This is a genomic window from Desulfobacterales bacterium, from assembly GCA_030066985.1.
Classification (GTDB): domain Bacteria; phylum Desulfobacterota; class Desulfobacteria; order Desulfobacterales; family JAHEIW01; genus JAHEIW01.
The window spans coordinates 106,181-122,380 of sequence record JASJAN010000024.1 but is presented as its reverse complement, the minus strand read 5'-3'; the positions used below and the strand labels follow the sequence as shown (position 1 = coordinate 122,380).

The 16,200-nt window shown below is 49.6% G+C and carries 13 protein-coding genes; 9 read left to right on the top strand and 4 right to left on the bottom strand.

What is annotated here, in order from left to right:
- Positions 1 to 95: 95 nt before the first annotated feature.
- From preA to QNJ26_13860, 5 genes are all read left to right on the top strand, one after another.
- Complete coding sequence (gene preA, locus QNJ26_13880; GenBank protein MDJ0986626.1) at positions 96 to 1,406, top strand: NAD-dependent dihydropyrimidine dehydrogenase subunit PreA; 1,311 nt, start codon at positions 96 to 98, stop codon at positions 1,404 to 1,406.
- Positions 1,390 to 2,781, top strand: coding sequence for a dihydropyrimidinase (hydA, locus tag QNJ26_13875; protein MDJ0986625.1), 1,392 nt, complete (start codon positions 1,390 to 1,392; stop codon positions 2,779 to 2,781). Before preA ends, hydA begins: the two co-directional genes overlap by 17 nt.
- A gap of 270 nt (positions 2,782 to 3,051) precedes the next feature.
- A complete protein-coding gene (locus QNJ26_13870) occupies positions 3,052 to 3,963 on the top strand; it encodes an epoxyqueuosine reductase (protein MDJ0986624.1) in 912 nt (303 codons plus the stop codon).
- 270 nt (positions 3,964 to 4,233) lie between these two features.
- A complete protein-coding gene (locus QNJ26_13865) occupies positions 4,234 to 5,214 on the top strand; it encodes a zinc-binding dehydrogenase (protein ID MDJ0986623.1) in 981 nt (326 codons plus the stop codon).
- 65 nt (positions 5,215 to 5,279) lie between these two features.
- On the top strand, positions 5,280 to 5,876 hold the full coding sequence (locus QNJ26_13860; protein ID MDJ0986622.1) for a flavodoxin family protein: 597 nt from the start codon (positions 5,280 to 5,282) through the stop codon (positions 5,874 to 5,876).
- A gap of 378 nt (positions 5,877 to 6,254) precedes the next feature.
- On the opposite strand, the gene QNJ26_13855 is transcribed toward QNJ26_13860, so the two are convergent.
- Positions 6,255 to 7,496: a Zn-dependent hydrolase gene (locus tag QNJ26_13855; protein MDJ0986621.1), complete on the bottom strand. Its 1,242-nt coding sequence runs from the start codon at positions 7,494 to 7,496 to the stop codon at positions 6,255 to 6,257.
- 223 nt (positions 7,497 to 7,719) lie between these two features.
- On the opposite strand from QNJ26_13855, the gene QNJ26_13850 reads away from it, so the two are divergent.
- Positions 7,720 to 7,926 (top strand): hypothetical protein, encoded by a 207-nt coding sequence (locus tag QNJ26_13850; GenBank protein MDJ0986620.1) that lies wholly within the window; start codon positions 7,720 to 7,722, stop codon positions 7,924 to 7,926.
- Between the two features lie 250 nt (positions 7,927 to 8,176).
- Here QNJ26_13850 and QNJ26_13845 read toward each other — a convergent pair whose 3' ends face one another.
- On the bottom strand, positions 8,177 to 9,364 hold the full coding sequence (locus QNJ26_13845; GenBank protein ID MDJ0986619.1) for a hypothetical protein: 1,188 nt from the start codon (positions 9,362 to 9,364) through the stop codon (positions 8,177 to 8,179).
- 381 nt (positions 9,365 to 9,745) lie between these two features.
- Between QNJ26_13845 and ssb the strand changes: the two genes are divergently transcribed.
- Both ssb and QNJ26_13835 read left to right on the top strand, forming a co-directional pair.
- Positions 9,746 to 10,174 carry a single-stranded DNA-binding protein gene (gene ssb / locus QNJ26_13840; GenBank protein MDJ0986618.1) on the top strand — a complete coding sequence of 143 codons (429 nt, stop codon included), beginning with the start codon at positions 9,746 to 9,748 and terminating at the stop codon, positions 10,172 to 10,174.
- Positions 10,175 to 10,345: 171 nt separating this feature from the next.
- Positions 10,346 to 11,575, top strand: a complete 1,230-nt coding sequence (locus tag QNJ26_13835) for an aldo/keto reductase (GenBank protein ID MDJ0986617.1) — start codon at positions 10,346 to 10,348, stop codon at positions 11,573 to 11,575.
- Positions 11,576 to 11,717: 142 nt separating this feature from the next.
- Here the strand turns inward: QNJ26_13835 and QNJ26_13830 are convergent, their stop codons facing one another.
- Both QNJ26_13830 and QNJ26_13825 read right to left on the bottom strand, forming a co-directional pair.
- A complete protein-coding gene (locus tag QNJ26_13830; protein MDJ0986616.1) occupies positions 11,718 to 13,859 on the bottom strand; it encodes a xanthine dehydrogenase family protein molybdopterin-binding subunit in 2,142 nt (713 codons plus the stop codon).
- Positions 13,856 to 14,323: a (2Fe-2S)-binding protein gene (locus QNJ26_13825; protein MDJ0986615.1), complete on the bottom strand. Its 468-nt coding sequence runs from the start codon at positions 14,321 to 14,323 to the stop codon at positions 13,856 to 13,858. Before QNJ26_13825 ends, QNJ26_13830 begins: the two co-directional genes overlap by 4 nt.
- Positions 14,324 to 14,976: 653 nt before the next feature.
- On the opposite strand from QNJ26_13825, the gene QNJ26_13820 reads away from it, so the two are divergent.
- On the top strand, positions 14,977 to 16,182 hold the full coding sequence (locus QNJ26_13820; protein MDJ0986614.1) for an FAD-dependent oxidoreductase: 1,206 nt from the start codon (positions 14,977 to 14,979) through the stop codon (positions 16,180 to 16,182).
- Positions 16,183 to 16,200: the final 18 nt, after the last annotated feature.

Below are 16,200 nucleotides of genomic sequence, written 5' to 3'. Positions count from 1 at the left end.
TTAAGCCAACCAATTCAACCAATAAGACCAATAAAACCAATTAAACAAGCTCTTGAACTTAGAACCTTTGAACCTATGAAGAAGGAGAAATAACTGTGGCAAATAACGTCGATTTATCCATAGATTTTTGCGGTGTTCATTTCAAAAACCCGTTTCTGTTGTCATCATCACCGGTTTCCAACAGCGCCGAGATGGTGGCGCGGTCATTTGATGCCGGCTGGAGCGGGGTGGTCTTTAAAACCCTGAATTCAGACCGCCTGCCCATCGTGCATCCTTCACCCCGTATGCACTGCGTTGATATTGGCAGCAAAAAGCAAGTAGCGGTGCAAAACGTTGAGATGATTTCTGACCGCCCGCTCAAAGACAATCTGATGGAGTTTCTGTATTTGAAGAAAAACTATCCGGATTATCCGATCATCGCCAGTATCATGGGATTTTTTACCGATGAATGGGTGTACCTGGCCAAAGCCGCTGAAGACAACGGGGCCGATTTGTTGGAGCTTAACTTTTCCTGCCCGCACATGTGCATCGAAGGTGCCGGTCATAAGGTCGGCCAGGCTTTCCAATTGCTCGAGGGTTTTACCGCGGCGGTCAAAGAGGTTGTATCTATCCCGGTGATCGCCAAAATGACGCCTAATATTACCGATATGAATGAGCCAGCCATGTATGCCAAAAATGGCGGCGCCGACGCCATTTCCGCCATCAATACCGTGCGGGGCATTTCCTCGGTGGGCCTGGATGATTTTGTGCCCACCCCCAATGTTTTCGGCAAAGGGGCTATCAGCGGGACCTCCGGACCGGCAGTGCGGCCCATCGGGTTGAATTTCATTGCCTCCATGGCCCAAAACGATCAGCTGAACCTGCCGCTTTCCGGTATTGGCGGTATTGAGACCTGGATCGATGCCTTAGAATATATCCTGCTGGGGGCGTCAACCATTCAGGTGACCAGCGGCATTATGCATTACGGCTATCGCATCATCGATGATATGATCGAAGGCCTATCGGATTTTATGACCGAAAGCGGCGTTAAACAGATCTCGGATCTAGTGGGCAAAGCCCTGCCGAACCTGCATGAAACCGAGGCTTTTGATCTGGAGCGTCAGGGAATTGCCGAATATGATATGGATAAATGCATCGGCTGCGGGCAGTGCTATATTGTCTGTCAGGATGCCGCCGGCCAGGCCATTGAATGGGATGCCGAGAGCCGTCGGCCGAATGTGATCGAAGACAAATGTTTAAGCTGTATGCTGTGCAAATTTGTCTGTCCGGTCCCGGACCTGATTTCACACAAGGAAATGCCCAAAGGATGGAAACGTCAAGACACGGCTGTAATGGACAGCAGTCTGGAAAAAGACGTAAAACATGAGCCATTTACAAAGGAGGGTCCCAATGAGTGTGTTATTTAAAGGCGGTACGATCGTTAATGCCACCGGTCGCTATGTGGCCGACGTCTTTGCCGACGGCGACAGGATAACGGCGATCGGAACAGACCTGGACAATCCGGCTGATGAAGTGATTGATGCCAAAGGGCTTTATGTGCTGCCCGGCGCCATCGATCCGCATACCCACATTTCCATGCCGTTTATGGGAACCTACGCTCAGGACGATTATGAAAGCGGCACCATCGCGGCTGCCTGCGGCGGTGTAACCTGTGTGGTGGATTTTGACCTGCAGCAAAAAGGCGAGTCATTGCTCGAAGCCATAGAACGCAAAAAAGCCTTAGCGGAAGGCAAAGCGGTGGTTGATTATTCCCTGCACCCGGCGGTCATGGATCCCAGACCGGAAGTCATCGAGGAAGTCAAAGCGGCTTGCCAGGATTACGGCACCCCCAGTTTTAAGATATTTATGGTTTATGACTTCAGGGTCGATGATGCCACCATGGTCAAACTGCTGGAACAAACCAAAGAATATGGCGGTCTGGTTCAGGTGCATGCTGAAAATGTGCATATCATCGATCACATGAACGCGGTGCTGGAAAAAGAAGGCAAGCTGGATCCTTACTACCATGCCATGAGTCGGCCGAATATAGCCGAAGAAGAAGCCATCTACCGGGCCTCTAAAATGGTCGAGTTGACCGGATCCCGCATCTACATCGTGCACCTGTCGTCCAAAGAAGGACTCTGGATTGTCAAAGAAGCGCGCGATCGCGGCGTGAACGTCTATGCCGAGACCTGCCCGCAGTATCTGCTGCTGGATGACGAGCGCTATAAAGAGCCGGATTGGAACGGCGCTAAATACGTCATGTCGCCCCCGCTGCGAACCAAAGAAAGCAACACAGCCCTGTGGGAGGGTTTGCGTGGCGGAGATCTGCAGGTGGTGGCTACCGACCATTGCCCGTTTGACTTCAAAGGCATCAAGGACATGAACGGCAAAGACGACTACAAGAAAATCCCCAATGGTGCGCCGGGGATCGAAACTTTGCTCATCATGCTGCACTCGGAAGGGGTGGCCAAAGGGCGTATCAGCCTCGAGAAGATGGTGGATGTGCTCTCATCCGGTACTGCCCGTATGTTCGGTCTCAAGGACAAGGGTGAGATCGCTGTCGGCAAAGATGCCGATATAGTGGTTTTTGATCCCGATCAAAAGTTTACCGTCACCCAGAGCAAACTGCATATGAACGTTGACTACACGCCCTACGAGGGCTTTGAGGTCACCGGGATGCCCAAAGTGGTCTACGCGCGCGGCAAAAAAGTGTCCCAGTGGAACGGCGATCAGATGGAGTTTGTCGGTCAGGTCGGTCGGGGTAGGTTTATCAAAAGAGAACCCTTCGAAAATTTTTAGCGGGTTGGCGCGTTGTTCCGTTGAGCCCGTTGGCCCGTTAGCCGGTTTGCAAAAAAAGGTGCAGGAAATAATTCCTGCACCTTTTTGCTTACCAAAAGAATGTTGCAAATATTACGTGGTAAGATCGATCAATGCCGGTTGAAGACTATTGGCAAGTGTGCTTGGTTCTGGTATCAAAAACACATATGCAATTTGGATGAATTAAAGTCTTGGCAAGTTTTCCCAACCGCTATCATGAGTTTAAATATGCCAAGAAACAGGAGCATAATCATGCCAAAAGAAGAAAACCCAACAGCTTGGATCACCGGCTTAGTAGAACGTTTCTTAGCCAAATCTCCCCTTAACAATCTGCAAAACAAAGACGGTACCCCGGCCTGGGATGAGGCTTTGGTGGGCTTTGCCTCAGGGGCTGACCCCCTCTTCCAAGAATACAAGGAGTATATCGGTCCTTTTCACTGGACTCCCTGGGAGATCTATAATCAATATCACCCCGATAGCAAGGCTACCCCCGGAGACCTCACGGTCATCTCCTGGGTTTTACCTCAGCGTAAAGCCGTGCGTGATATGAACCGCAAAGCAAGAAAATTTCCCGCCGAGGACTGGGCGAGAGCGCGCATTGAAGGTGAAAAGTGCAATGCCGGTCTCAGGGCGCATGTTGCTGAGACCCTGACCGATCATGGCTATCCGGCAGTGGCGCCAATGCTGGCACCGAATTGGGCTTGGGTGAAATCGAAGAATTACGGATATGCGTCATCCTGGTCAGAACGCCACGCAGCCCACGCCGCGGGATTGGGTACTTTTGGGCTTTGTGACGGACTGATCACCCCTAAAGGCAAGGCCATGAGAACCGGTTCTGTGGTGGCAAACATACAAGTGGAGCCTTCTATCAGGTTCTATAACAACCACCGTGCCTGGTGTTCTTTCTTTGCCGATAGCTCATGTGGCAAATGCATTGATCGCTGCCCGGTACGAGCACTCACCACTGCAGGCCACGACAAGGAAACCTGCCGTCAGCACCTGATAGCTGCCAGTCAGTATGTCAAAAAGACTTATAACTATGAAGGTTACGGCTGTGGCCTCTGCCAAGTTGGTGTGCCTTGTGAAACCCACATACCTGTAAGAAAGGCTCGAGAGGCATATAAGAAGGGAGAACTTCCTCCACCACCCCCTCCTTTAGCCTAATTGTAGCAAAGTCAAATCGGTATTTTTGAAACCCTGAAAAACCTTGTGATACTTGTTTGATATATGTAAAATTGCGATAGTTGTGTTTCTCTCAATAGTTACTGTAATCCGAATATACTGATCTATAGCTGATTCGAAATACGATAGTAGTCTGAAATTGGCTATTTTTTTGTCCCTACATGGGATGTTATCGAAACGGCTATATAGCATTCCCATATGGACATATGCAGAATATCAATATTAGGAAAAAACCAGATAGGGGACCGAAGTATGCGAGCTCTCACATTTGCCCCCAAGACAGATCAATTTCAAGTATCAAAGCTTCCAGTTCCGAGCATAAGTGATGATGATGTTTTAATTGAAGTAGATGCCTGTGGTCTAAATCCAGTAGATGCGAAAATAAGATTATGGAAATCCATGGTGCCCAATATGGAGAATTCTTGGGTCCCTGGTTTGGATGTATCAGGTTACATTGCTAAAATAGGCAGAAAAGTCGAAAAATGGATGGTCGGTGACCGAGTACTTTGCCATGGAGACATGTTCCGTCCAAATGGAGGTTTTGCTGAGTTTACTGTCCAAGATGCGCAAGCACTTATTCCGCATCCAGGTGTGAGGGCAGAGGTTGCAGCTGCAATACCCTGCGCAGGCTGGACAGCTTGGCGTGCGCTGAATGACAAGCTGCGAGCACATGAACATAATTCCATTCTAATTACAGGCGGCTCAGGAGGCGTTGGGGGCTTCGCAACTCAGATAGCTTCATATTTTGATTTAGAGAAGATCATCGTCACCTGCTCGACAGCTAATCACAAATATGTGAGGGAACTGGGCGCAACCCACGTTATAGACTATAAGGCCGAAGACGTCGTTGCCCGTGTGCTTGATATAACAGAACAACAGGGTGTTTCTATAGGACTTGATACCGTCGGCTCTGATAATGATATTTTTGTTGCAAATTCTCTAAAATATGAAGGCCAAATGGTTGAACTGGTAGATACCGTTAGACCTCTTAAGTACCAAGATGCTTTTATGAAAGGGTTAAGTTTTCACCAGCTTAGTTTGGGGGCAGGACACAGGCATGGCATATCTGCTAAAGCCGCTTTGACATCAGCAGGACATGCATTCTCGTCATTGGTTGAACAAGGAAAAATCAAGGTGCCTGTTCTAAAGACTATCGCTCTTGATCAGGTAGGTGAAGCCTTAAACGATATGCTGAATCAGAGGACTGTTGGAAAGATTGTGATGAGATTTTAAATTGCTTAACAAGGCTTATGCAGTCGACGCAAATAGCTGTGCAACTGGTAACAAAAGGAGGCTTTATGTATGTAATAGCAATAAACGGAAGTCCACGTAAGGAAGGGAATACCGAATTACTTCTAAAGGAGGTTCTCGGTGAACTGAAAACCGCAGGCTGGGAAACAGAACTTGAAAAAGTGGGTGGAACAGCAATTCGCGGTTGCATTGCATGTGAAAAATGTTTTGAAAATAAAGACAATGAATGCTCAGTCAAAAAAGATAAATTTAACACTATCTTTTCAAAAATGTTAAAAGCTGATGCAATGATTCTGGGTTCCCCTACCTATTTTGCAGCAGTATCTGCCGATTTGAAGGCATTGACTGAAAGAGCAGGTTATGTGGCTTATGCCAACGGCCACGCTTTTTCTGGCAAAATAGGGGCTGCAGTAGTAGCGGTTAGAAGAGGCGGTGCCACACATGCATATGATACCATCAACCACATGTTCCAAATGTCCAGAATGGTCATTCCTTGCTCGACTTATTGGAATATGGGTTTTGGCTTAGGTAAAGGAGAGGTTCTTAAAGACGAGGAAGGCTTAGCAAACATGCGTCACCTTGGAAAAAGCATCGATTGGCTCGGCAAGGCCATTATGCCCCATATAGACACCTATCCAAAATAAATATATCTCTACAACTGAAAATTATTTTCAAAACTGCATGTTACTCCAACATATCAAAGATTTCGAAACTCCTAAAAACTTGTGGTATTCGATTAATATCTCAGGTTTATAATCCCATCGCTTTCGTGCTGTCCATTGTTTATCTTAGGGTATGTAATCCCCACTTTGGTTGAATTGTATGTTCCGGCTATGGACTCGCATTTTAAAAATTTTGTGGATAGCTTGATCAATTCTAAATCCGCATAACCCTTTAAAGCCAATTTCGGTATCAAAAAAAACATAAGGTGCAGGAATTAAGTCCTGCACCTTTTTATTTTTCCAATTGTTTATGAGAATAAAATTTTCGTGCTTTTTAAATTTCGTGTTTTCGTGGCTATTTTACACTTCGTTGGCGGACTGCAGCATAGCATGCAGCAAAACATTGGCACCGGCTTCACAATCCTCCCAGGTGGTGCTTTCAACCTCTACATGGCTGCGGCCGCCAATGCTGGGCACGAAAATCATGGCTGTCGGGCACACCTGATTCATATAACTGGCATCGTGTCCGGCGCCGCTGACCATGTGCAGGCTGGAATACCCCAGCCCATCGGCAACATCTAAAATCCGCTGCACCAATTTTTCATCGAAAGGTGAATGCTCCACCCGCCAGGTTTCTTCTATTTTGATCGGGCAGCCCCTGCGTGCGGCAATATCTTCAAAATTCTTGCGAACAATTTCCCAGGCCTTTAAGGCATGGTCGTCGTCCCACGAGCGGATGTCCACCGTAAAATGAACCTTATCCGGAATGATATTTCGCGAATTGGGATAATTCTGGATTTCGCCGACAGTGGCCACCATATTGCCGCCCATGCGATCCGGCAGCTCATTGACTTTTAAAATCATCTCAGCCGCAGCGCACAGGGCATCATGCCGGCCTTCCATGGGGGTCGGCCCCACCTGGTTGGCCTCTCCTTCCAGATAAATATCATACCAGTGCAGGCACAAAATGCCTTTGGGGGCTCCGATTTTTTTGCCCTCGCGTTCCAGCATCGGTCCCTGTTCGATATGGTATTCATAGTAGCAGTGCACCGGCCATTTTTTTGCCGGTGCGCTGCCTTTGTAGCCGATGCGGATCAGTTCGTCTTCAAAGCGCTTGCCGTTTATATCGGTGCGATCATAAACCCAATCACGCTCCAACGCTCCTGCCCATACCCCGGATGCAACCATCGCCGGTGCAAAACGCGATCCTTCTTCGTTGGTCCAATCGACGATCGTAATCGGCCGCTCGGTTTCGATGTTGTTTTCATGCAAAGTGCGCAATACTTCCAACGGCCCCATCACCCCCAGAATCCCGTCAAAGCGCCCACCCTTGGGCTGGGAATCAATGTGCGAGCCGCTCATCACCGGCGGCAGGTCATTGTTTTTTCCCGGGCGTTTTCCGAAGATGTTGCCCATTTCGTCGATGGTAATTTCCAGGTTCAATTCTTTAAGCCATGAGACAAAAAGATCGCGGGCCTTTTTGTCTTCATCTGTAAGGGTCAGACGCTGAACACCCCCTCCCGGTGTGGCCCCGATTTTGGCCATCTCCTCCAGCGAGGTTTGCAGGCGCTTGCCGTTGACACGTACGTCCTTGTTATCCATATATCACCTCCACTAAATGAATTATTCAAGCATAAAAATAGGTGAGAATAGTTTTTTTCGTTTCTTAAATCAAGTTCGTATAAGCTTTTCACTTATATTATTTTACCCAAAAATTAAAAGCGAATTTATTATCATTTGACACCAATTCTATGATTCTTATTCTTAATATATATTTTAGATAAAAAGTGTTTTGTAAATCTTTAAAAATATTGGAGGTGTAAAAATGGCTGAATGGTTTCCACTCCCCCAACATCTGACTGAACCCCATCCGGGGCATGAAGCCCATCTGTGCATGGCCGACAACGTGGGCTTTGTAAAGAATAATCTTGAAGAATACAAAAATTATGTTCGCAACGCCAAGTTTGTCTGCAAAAATTGCGGTCGGGCCGCCGCCAATGCAGAAAATCTTTGCGGACCGGATCCTCTGTAGTTTAACCACAGAGACACAGAGACACAAAGTTAAGAAGCTAAATATTAATTTAGTTAATCTTCGTGCTTCTTCGTGCTCTTAGTGGTGGATAATAAGTATCCTAATGTTTCCGTGCGGCGATCTTTACCACGAAGCTCACGAAGGCCACGAAGCGTAACACTTAAAACTTTAATGTTTTTCTTCGTGTTTCTTCGTGCTCTTTGTGGTTAAAAAAATCTTTTCTCGCTAAATGTCACCATCTTCTCAACAATCATTTAATCTTTCCGATCAACAACCTCAATTTCAAACCACCATGCCATATGGGGATAGATTGCATTTGAAATTGGAACGATTTCATTGTTTGTCTGCTGGGCGCTATTAACACCAGCTTCCACCCCCGGTATGCCTGCCTGAGCTTTTCACCTACAGCATGAAAAAATTCTTCGGATTCTTGTTTCCCACCGAGGCGGCGCCCGTAAGGCGGGTTGATGCAGACGGTTCCGGTCCGGTCGGACACATCGCGCGGATCAAACTCAAAAAAATCAATCTGGCGAACCGCAACGGTATCGTTCAGGTTGTAATTCTGAATGCAGCTTTCCAGCTTATGGCAAGCCTCGCTGTCAGTATCTGAGGCAAAGATCAATCGCTGTTGGGGCTGCAAAATTCTGGATGCGGCCTGGCGTCTGATGTAATTCCAGCGTTTTTCGATAAAAGAGGGCCAGCGGGTAAAGGCAAAATCCCGAAACCAGCCAGCCGGTATTTGTTTGGCCATCAGGGCAGCTTCCAGCGAGAAGGTCCCGCTGCCGCACAGCGGATCCAGTAAAGGTTCCCGGCCATCGTAACCGGCCAGCACCAAGGCGCCGGCTGCCAGGGTTTCACGCAGCGGTGCCTTGCCGCTGTGAGCTTTGAGACCACGTTTGTAAAGAAGGTCACCGCTGCTGTCGATCGATACGCTAAAATGATCGTCAACACCGCGCACATAGATATGCTGATCGGCGCCTGTAGTCGCAGAAATTTCTTGTTCAAATGTGAAGTCGGACATTCGCTCGCTGATGGCCCGATCAATTCTTTCGGCTATTGCATTGGTGTGATGCAGTCTGCAATGCCGGGCTGCTACATGCACCTTCAAGCGGGTTTGGAGAGGCAGATACAACTCCCAGGCCATATCGCCTGCCTTTTTTTCAAGCTGCCTGAAATTGGTAGCTTTGAAGGTATTGATGCGCATCAATATGCGATTGGGCAGGTGCAGGTGTAAATTCGCATAAAAGCAGTCTTCCAGCCTGCCCATAAATTCCACCCCACCCGGGATGGTACTGACCTGACGGATGTCGGGCAGACGATTGAGCAACTCCTGATGACAACTGTTTTCAAAACCCGGAGAGGTGGCTGCAAAAAAGAGGTGCTCCCGTCCAATGACATGGCGCTTAATGCGTTTGTATAGAGGGGATGTCGCAGGCATTTTACTGCTCAAGCTAGGTGTTTTTCCAATTGGGTGAATGTGCCGTTTTTAAAACAATCACATTCTAAGAGGGCATGCAACAGCTATCGCCGAAGCTGGAGCTCAGTTTTTATTGAGCAAATTGAACTGAGATGCAATGCTTAAAGAGAAATACTAACTTGATTTTCTTTTCTGGGTGAGAAATTTTTTCAATGAGCCAGGCCGCACAAGGATTTTAGTTTTCAGCGTACTTGAAGTACGCTGAAGGCTGAAATCCGCGGAGAACGCAGCTCATTGGAAAAAGGTCCATCCAGAAACGAAAATCCAGGTGGATTGACATTGTGCTACCTTTGCTGTATCAAAAATCAATCACACTAAATATCAACAGGGGGGAGGGTACAAATGGCCAACGGTTTGAACAAAGCCATTCTGATCGGAAATCTAGGTCGGGACCCGGAGGTGCGATACACGCCCAGCGGCCTGGCGGTTGCTAATTTCAGCATCGCTACTTCGGAGACCTGGACCAACAAGGAGGGCGAAAAAGAAACCCGCACCGAATGGCACCGGATTGTCGCCTTCGGCAAATTGGGCGAAATTTGCGGCGAATACCTTTCAAAAGGCAAACAGATTTACATCGAGGGACGTATTCAGACCCGGGACTGGGAAGACAAGGATGGCGTTAAAAGATATACCACCGAGATCGTTGCCTCTCAGATGCTCATGCTGGGTTCAAGGGATGCCGGTGATGCCTATAAACCGAGTGGTCCGGCAGCCGGAGGTGCACCCGGTGGGCCCATTCAGGCACCCGAGGATGACGATATTCCGTTTTGACCCCAAATATGAACAAATTGTAAAAAATTTGAGTCACCCATAAAGATTATAACATCTTGACATATATGTAGATCTGGATTTTAGGCCCTCAATCAGCATAAAGATTGGGGGCTTACTTTTTTAGATAATTTTTGATATTTAAAACGCTCGACTCAGGAGTGGAGGAGTACGATGCTTTATCGAGATGTACCCAAAAACGGGGATAAACTATCGGTGCTGGGTTATGGGTGCATGCGGTTTCCGGTGCGGATGGGATCCATTAATCAAAAACTTGCCGAAAAACAGCTCATGTATGCGTTTGATAAAGGGATCAATTATTTTGATACGGCAGCTCCTTATCATAACGGCAAAAGTGAGCCGTTTCTGGGTAAGGTTTTATCCAAAAACAGATGTCGGGACAATGTAAAGATCGCCACCAAGCTTCCCCACTGGAGAGCCCATTCCAAAGCGGACATGGACCATATTTTGGATGAGCAGCTGTCAAAATTGAAAACCGACCGTATCGATTATTATCTGATCCATGCACTGAACGGCGAGCTCTGGGAAACGGCAAAGCGTCACGGCGTCATCGAATTTATGGATGATGCCTTGCAAAAGGGCAAGGTCATCAATGCCGGGTTTTCGTTTCACGGGCTGGCCGAAGAATTTAACGGCATTGTGGATGACTATGACTGGACCTTTTGCCAGATTCAGTACAATTATCTGGACACTCAGAATCAGGCCGGGACCGCCGGGCTGCAATATGCAGCATCCAAAGACCTGGCCGTGATTATTATGGAGCCCCTGCGGGGCGGGAATCTGGCCAAAACACCGCCACCAAGCATAAAGGACATCTGGGCCAAGGCCGAACATAAGAAAACGCCAGTGGATTGGTCGCTGGGTTGGATCTGGAACCATCCAGAGGTCACGGTGGTTCTTTCAGGGATGAACGACGATGGCCATATCAAAGAAAACCTGGCCCTGGCTGAGAAAGCCCAACCAAATTCCTTTTCTGAAAAAGAAAACCAATTGGTCGATGAAGCGGCAGCTGAATTTAGACGGGTGATGAAGGTCGGCTGCACGAGCTGCCAGTATTGCATGCCCTGTCCAGCAGGGGTGAATATTCCCAGCTGTTTCGAATTTTATAATTCCAGGCATGTGTTCAAGGATAAAGCAGCGAAAATGATGTATCATTTCTTTAATGGTGGTATCGTAACCGATAAGCCATCGATGGCTTCCGTGTGCGTGCAGTGCGAAGAATGTCTGGAAAAATGTCCCCAGCATCTTCCCATACCGGAATTGCTCAACGATGTGCAGGAGGACATGGAAGGGTTTATGACCAAACCGCTGATTTGGCTGGTGAAGCGGGTAATGAAAGTTCGGAAAAAAAAGAAGGCCTCAACATCTGTTTCAGGTGATTAACTAATAACGTAAGTAAACACCAAACCGAGGTTGATGAAGAATAAAGGACCGGCATGAAACCCTATGCGCGGCCTTCCATCATTGCGTTTGATCTCATTATGATGTTGAGCCTGCCCCTGGTTTTTTATACGCAATATCCCCTTTAGGTTTTTTTGAGTTGCTCGCTGTCAAAGGGCAGTCCCTGCAAGCGCACGCCCACTGCACTGGCAATGGCGTTGGCCACCGCCGGCGCCACCGTGGGAATACCCAACTCGCCGATACCACCGATTTTGTGATGGCTTTTGGCGATATGCACCTCAATTTCGGGCACAGCGGTCATGGTTAAAACAGGGTACTCATCGAAGTTGGCGGTCTTTACCCCGCCATTGGCAAATCGGATCTGCTCGTAAAAGGCCACGCTCAGGGCCATGACCACCCCGCCTTCCATCTGGGCATTAATGGCGTCGGGATAGACTGCCGGGCCGCAATCGACTGCACAGATGACCTTGTGCACCGTGACCGCACCGGTTTTTTGATTGACCGAGACCTCGGCCACATGACCGGCGGTGGAGCCGAAACAGGATCGCAGGGCGACACCGCGGCTGCGGCCGGCCGGTACCGTTCCGCCCCAGCCGGATTTTTCGGCAAGAAGCTGCAGGGTGCGGTAGGGACGGGAGCCCTTGGGCAACAGGTTCATACGAAAATCCACCGGATCCTTGCCGGCTGCTGCAGCCAGCTCATCCATGAAGGTTTCCACCGCAAAGGGATTAAAGGTGTTGCCCACCGAGCGCCAGAAACCTACCGGGATGGGCAGGTCCACGTTCACGCACTCCACCAGCCGGTTGGGCAGCTCGTAATCCATGTTGTTTACGCCTTCCACCGACCAGCTATCCACCCCGTTTTTCATGCCCTGGGGAAATACGCGGCTCATGATGGACGGGGTGGCGAGCTTGTGAATCCATGCAATTAGATTGCCGGATGAGTCCAGACCGGCCTGGACATGGCTTAAGCTGCCGGGCCTGTAGAAATCGTGTTTAAAATCGTCCTCACGGGTCCAGACCACTTTGACCGGGCGTTTCATCCGCATGGACAGGGAAACCGCGTCGATTACCACGCTGACTTCGTTGCGACGCCCGAAACCACCGCCGCAATAGGTGGTCATGACTTCGATCTTATCCGGCGGTAGCCCGGTGATTTTGGCGGTGGTCATCAGGGTATTGGTCTGGCCCTGGGTGGGGGCCCAGATCCGGACCCGATCCTTTTCCACATGCGCCGTGCAGTTCATAGGCTCCAGGGTGGCATGTGCAATGTAAGGAAACTTATAGCGGGCTTCCAGGGTTTTGGCCGCCTGGCCTAAAGCCTTTTTGGCATCGCCTTTGGCTTCGGCAATGGCCCCGGTCTTGGCGAGAAACCCATTGTACCAATTGTCCAGGTTCTCATCGTTGAGGTCGGGATGGGTGCCACCGGCCCACTTGATATTCAACGCATCACGGCCCTGCAGGGCGGCATAGGTGGTCTTGGCGCAGACCGCCATTTTGTCTCCCAGAGGCACCACTGCCAATACGCTTGGTACGGCCCTGGCCGCTTTTTCATCAAAAGAAAGCGGCCTGGCGCCATAGGCCGGCGGGCGGGCCACTGCTGCCGTAATCATGTTGGGCACTTTAAAGTCGATGCCGAATTGCGTGCGGCCGGCGACCTTATCCGGTATGTCCAGCCGGGCCCTCTTGCTGCCGATGATGCGGTAGTCCTTCGGATCTTTAAGCGGTGGCTTCTGGGGGACCGGAAGGGCAGCTGCCTTCTGGCACAGTTGGCCAAAGCTTAAGCTGCGACCGTCCGGGTGCAGCACTTTGCTGTTTTCAGTCCGGCACTCTGAAGGCTTGACGCCCCATTCCTGGGCGGCCGCCCCGATGAGCATCTCGCGGGCAGAGGCCGCCACATTTCGGAAAAGATCCCAGCGGTGGCGCAAACTGGTGCTGCCACCGGTAAACTGACTTTTCCACAGAGGATCCTTGAACGGTTCGCCGGCCAGGGCCTGTTTGACCTGCACACGCTCCCAAGCTGCGCCCAGCTCGTCGGCCAAAATCATGGCAATTCCGGTGTGGGTGCCCTGGCCCAGTTCTGTTTGGCCCACCCAGACGGTCACGGTGTCATCGGTGGCAATCTCCAAAAAGGCATGGGGTTTGAAGGTCGCGGCCTTCCCGGCCAGGCCCAGGGACACATTCACCAGGCCGCCCGGCGCCGCGCAGACGGCGATCATCAGGCCAGTGCTCTTGATAAATGTCCGGCGCGTCATTTCTTTTTTCATGAGACACCTCCTTTGGCCTTCATCTGTTTGGCCGCGATCTTCATGGCTTTCATTACCCTGGGATGGGTCCCGCAGCGACAGATCACATCATCCATGGCTTCGGCAATCTCTTCCCCGGATGCATTGGGCTCGCGGTTTAAAAAGTCGGCTGCCTGCAGGATCATGCCCGGCTGGCAATAACCGCACTGGGGAACCTGCTCGGCGATCCAGGCCTGTTTGAGCGGGTGGTCTTCAGGCATGCCCTCGATGGTCAGAATATCGCTGCCCTGGACGCTGTCCGCAGTGACGGTGCAGGACCTTACGGCCTCGCCATCGATCAGCACCGTGCAGGAACCGCACTCTCCGATCCCGCAGCCATACTTGACGCCGGTAAATCCCAGCTGATCCCGCAGGACCCACATGAGCGGTGTCTCCGTCGACGCATCAATGGTATATATTTTCCCGTTAACTTTTAATGAAAACATGCGTCCTCCCTTTATAATTGATGGTTGTGTATTTAAAACATTCCACCATTAGATCCGTATGAGAAAACCAGATGTATTTAAAATAATGGAAATAGGTCCACTTAAGATGACATAAAAAAAAAGTCAGGGAAAAATCAATAGCAATCTGTGCCAAAAGGCTAACAAAATTCGCCATCAAATAAAGCAACTGAGTCGACTGGTTTGGCGTTCTATGCGGGCAATAGGAATAAATTGTCATTAACAAGTTCGTATTCAGAACACAACCCTATAAAACGACAAATATTCCCACCCAAACATGGTGCAAAAAGTCACCAACGCAGTTCAATTTGGCTGACATGGACTAATGGCCACTGCATCATCCAAAGATCAAATTGGCAAATGACCACTAAAAATTAGAAATAAAACCCATAATGAGGGTGGCAAAAACCTTCACCCCAATTTGTATCCGGTAATCATCGGTGGTGGCTCTGGCTGCTTCATCCAAGCCTTAAATTGGCAAATGAGCTCAAAAATTAAACATAAAAACTAGAATTGGTCAGACCATCTGATAAACATATTGACATACCATATGTATCGGATTATACATGACATCGATGGGTGCTTGAATTTTGATCAATCAGGCGCAACGGTTGAATGGAAGGAGGGTTATTGAGATGGGAAAAATTTTTACCCCGACTGACAATGATTTTGGGACCACCGATGCGGTTGTGATCGGTGGTGGAATTGTGGGCACCGCCACGGCCTTCTGGCTTTCAAGGTCCGGGTTGGATGTTGTATTGGTCGAGATGCGCGACGGCCTTTCCACCTTGACCACGCCAGCGTCAGCCGAATGCTTTCGAGCCCAGTTTACCGAGCCGGCCATGGCGGCTTTGGCCATACCCAGCATCGAGATGTTCGAAAATTTTGATGAGGTTATCGGGATGCCGGGCTATAATATTTCGATCAAGCAGCAGGGGTATCTGTTTCTGACCGATAACGTCGAAACGGTTGACGATCTCAAGGAAAATATCGCCCAGCAGTACAAACTGGGGGTAACCGACTCTGAATTTTTAGAACGTGAAGAAATCCTGAAACGATTTCCTTTTGTGGCGCCCACAGCTCTGGCGGCCACCTTCCGGCAGCGGGACGGATGGCTGTCCTGCCATGAAACCACCCAGGGATTTGCCAAAGGCAGCAATGCCAGATTCTTTTTGAACACCAAAGCGAGCGGGATTCAAATGGATGCAAAAGGCGTGTGCGGTGTGGAAACCAACAGGGGTATCCTGCAAACCCGCACCGTGGTCAATGCCGCCGGCCCCTTCGCCGGGGAGGTGGGGCGCATGGTCGGGCTGGAATTGCCCCTGGAGCCGGTTCGCCGCCAAAAAGTGTACATCCAAACCTCGGTGGACATTCCGCCAGATGCGCCCTTTACGGTTGATGTCAATAACAATTGCTACTGGCGCCCGGAAGCCGGCGGGGCCATCATCGGTTGGGTGGATGCAGATGAGCCGGTCAGCCAGCCGGTTGAAAAAGTCCCCACCGATTGGGAGTTTCCGGCCTTAACGCTGGACAAAGTCAAACGTTTAACACCTTTTTTTGAAGAAATTGAGAAAACTGTCCGCCAGCCCGACATGGATACCTCAGCTGGATTCTATATGTATACACCCGACGACCAACCGTTGATTGGGTCGGTGCCTGAAGTTCCCGGCTTTTATGTCAACTGCGGCTATTGGGCCGGTGTGATGCTCTCACCCCAGGCCGGCAAATGGATCAGCGATCTGGTAACCGGTATGATGGATCCCAAAGATAATCCGCTGCGACCGACGCGCTACAAGGAGGGGCTGGGTAAAAAAGAAGGCAAGACACTGATGAGCCATTAAACTGTTCCGAATCTGTCA

Coding starts and splice junctions, on each gene's coding strand:
- QNJ26_13825 (MDJ0986615.1), bottom strand. CDS start 14,323: ATGTTTTCATTAAAAGTTAACGGGAAAATATATACCATTGATGCGTCG.
- QNJ26_13845 (MDJ0986619.1), bottom strand. CDS start 9,364: ATGCCTGCGACATCCCCTCTATACAAACGCATTAAGCGCCATGTCATT.
- QNJ26_13870 (MDJ0986624.1), top strand. CDS start 3,052: ATGCCAAAAGAAGAAAACCCAACAGCTTGGATCACCGGCTTAGTAGAA.
- QNJ26_13830 (MDJ0986616.1), bottom strand. CDS start 13,859: ATGAAAAAAGAAATGACGCGCCGGACATTTATCAAGAGCACTGGCCTG.
- QNJ26_13850 (MDJ0986620.1), top strand. CDS start 7,720: ATGGCTGAATGGTTTCCACTCCCCCAACATCTGACTGAACCCCATCCG.
- hydA (MDJ0986625.1), top strand. CDS start 1,390: ATGAGTGTGTTATTTAAAGGCGGTACGATCGTTAATGCCACCGGTCGC.
- QNJ26_13820 (MDJ0986614.1), top strand. CDS start 14,977: ATGGGAAAAATTTTTACCCCGACTGACAATGATTTTGGGACCACCGAT.
- ssb (MDJ0986618.1), top strand. CDS start 9,746: ATGGCCAACGGTTTGAACAAAGCCATTCTGATCGGAAATCTAGGTCGG.
- QNJ26_13855 (MDJ0986621.1), bottom strand. CDS start 7,496: ATGGATAACAAGGACGTACGTGTCAACGGCAAGCGCCTGCAAACCTCG.
- QNJ26_13835 (MDJ0986617.1), top strand. CDS start 10,346: ATGCTTTATCGAGATGTACCCAAAAACGGGGATAAACTATCGGTGCTG.
- QNJ26_13865 (MDJ0986623.1), top strand. CDS start 4,234: ATGCGAGCTCTCACATTTGCCCCCAAGACAGATCAATTTCAAGTATCA.
- QNJ26_13860 (MDJ0986622.1), top strand. CDS start 5,280: ATGTATGTAATAGCAATAAACGGAAGTCCACGTAAGGAAGGGAATACC.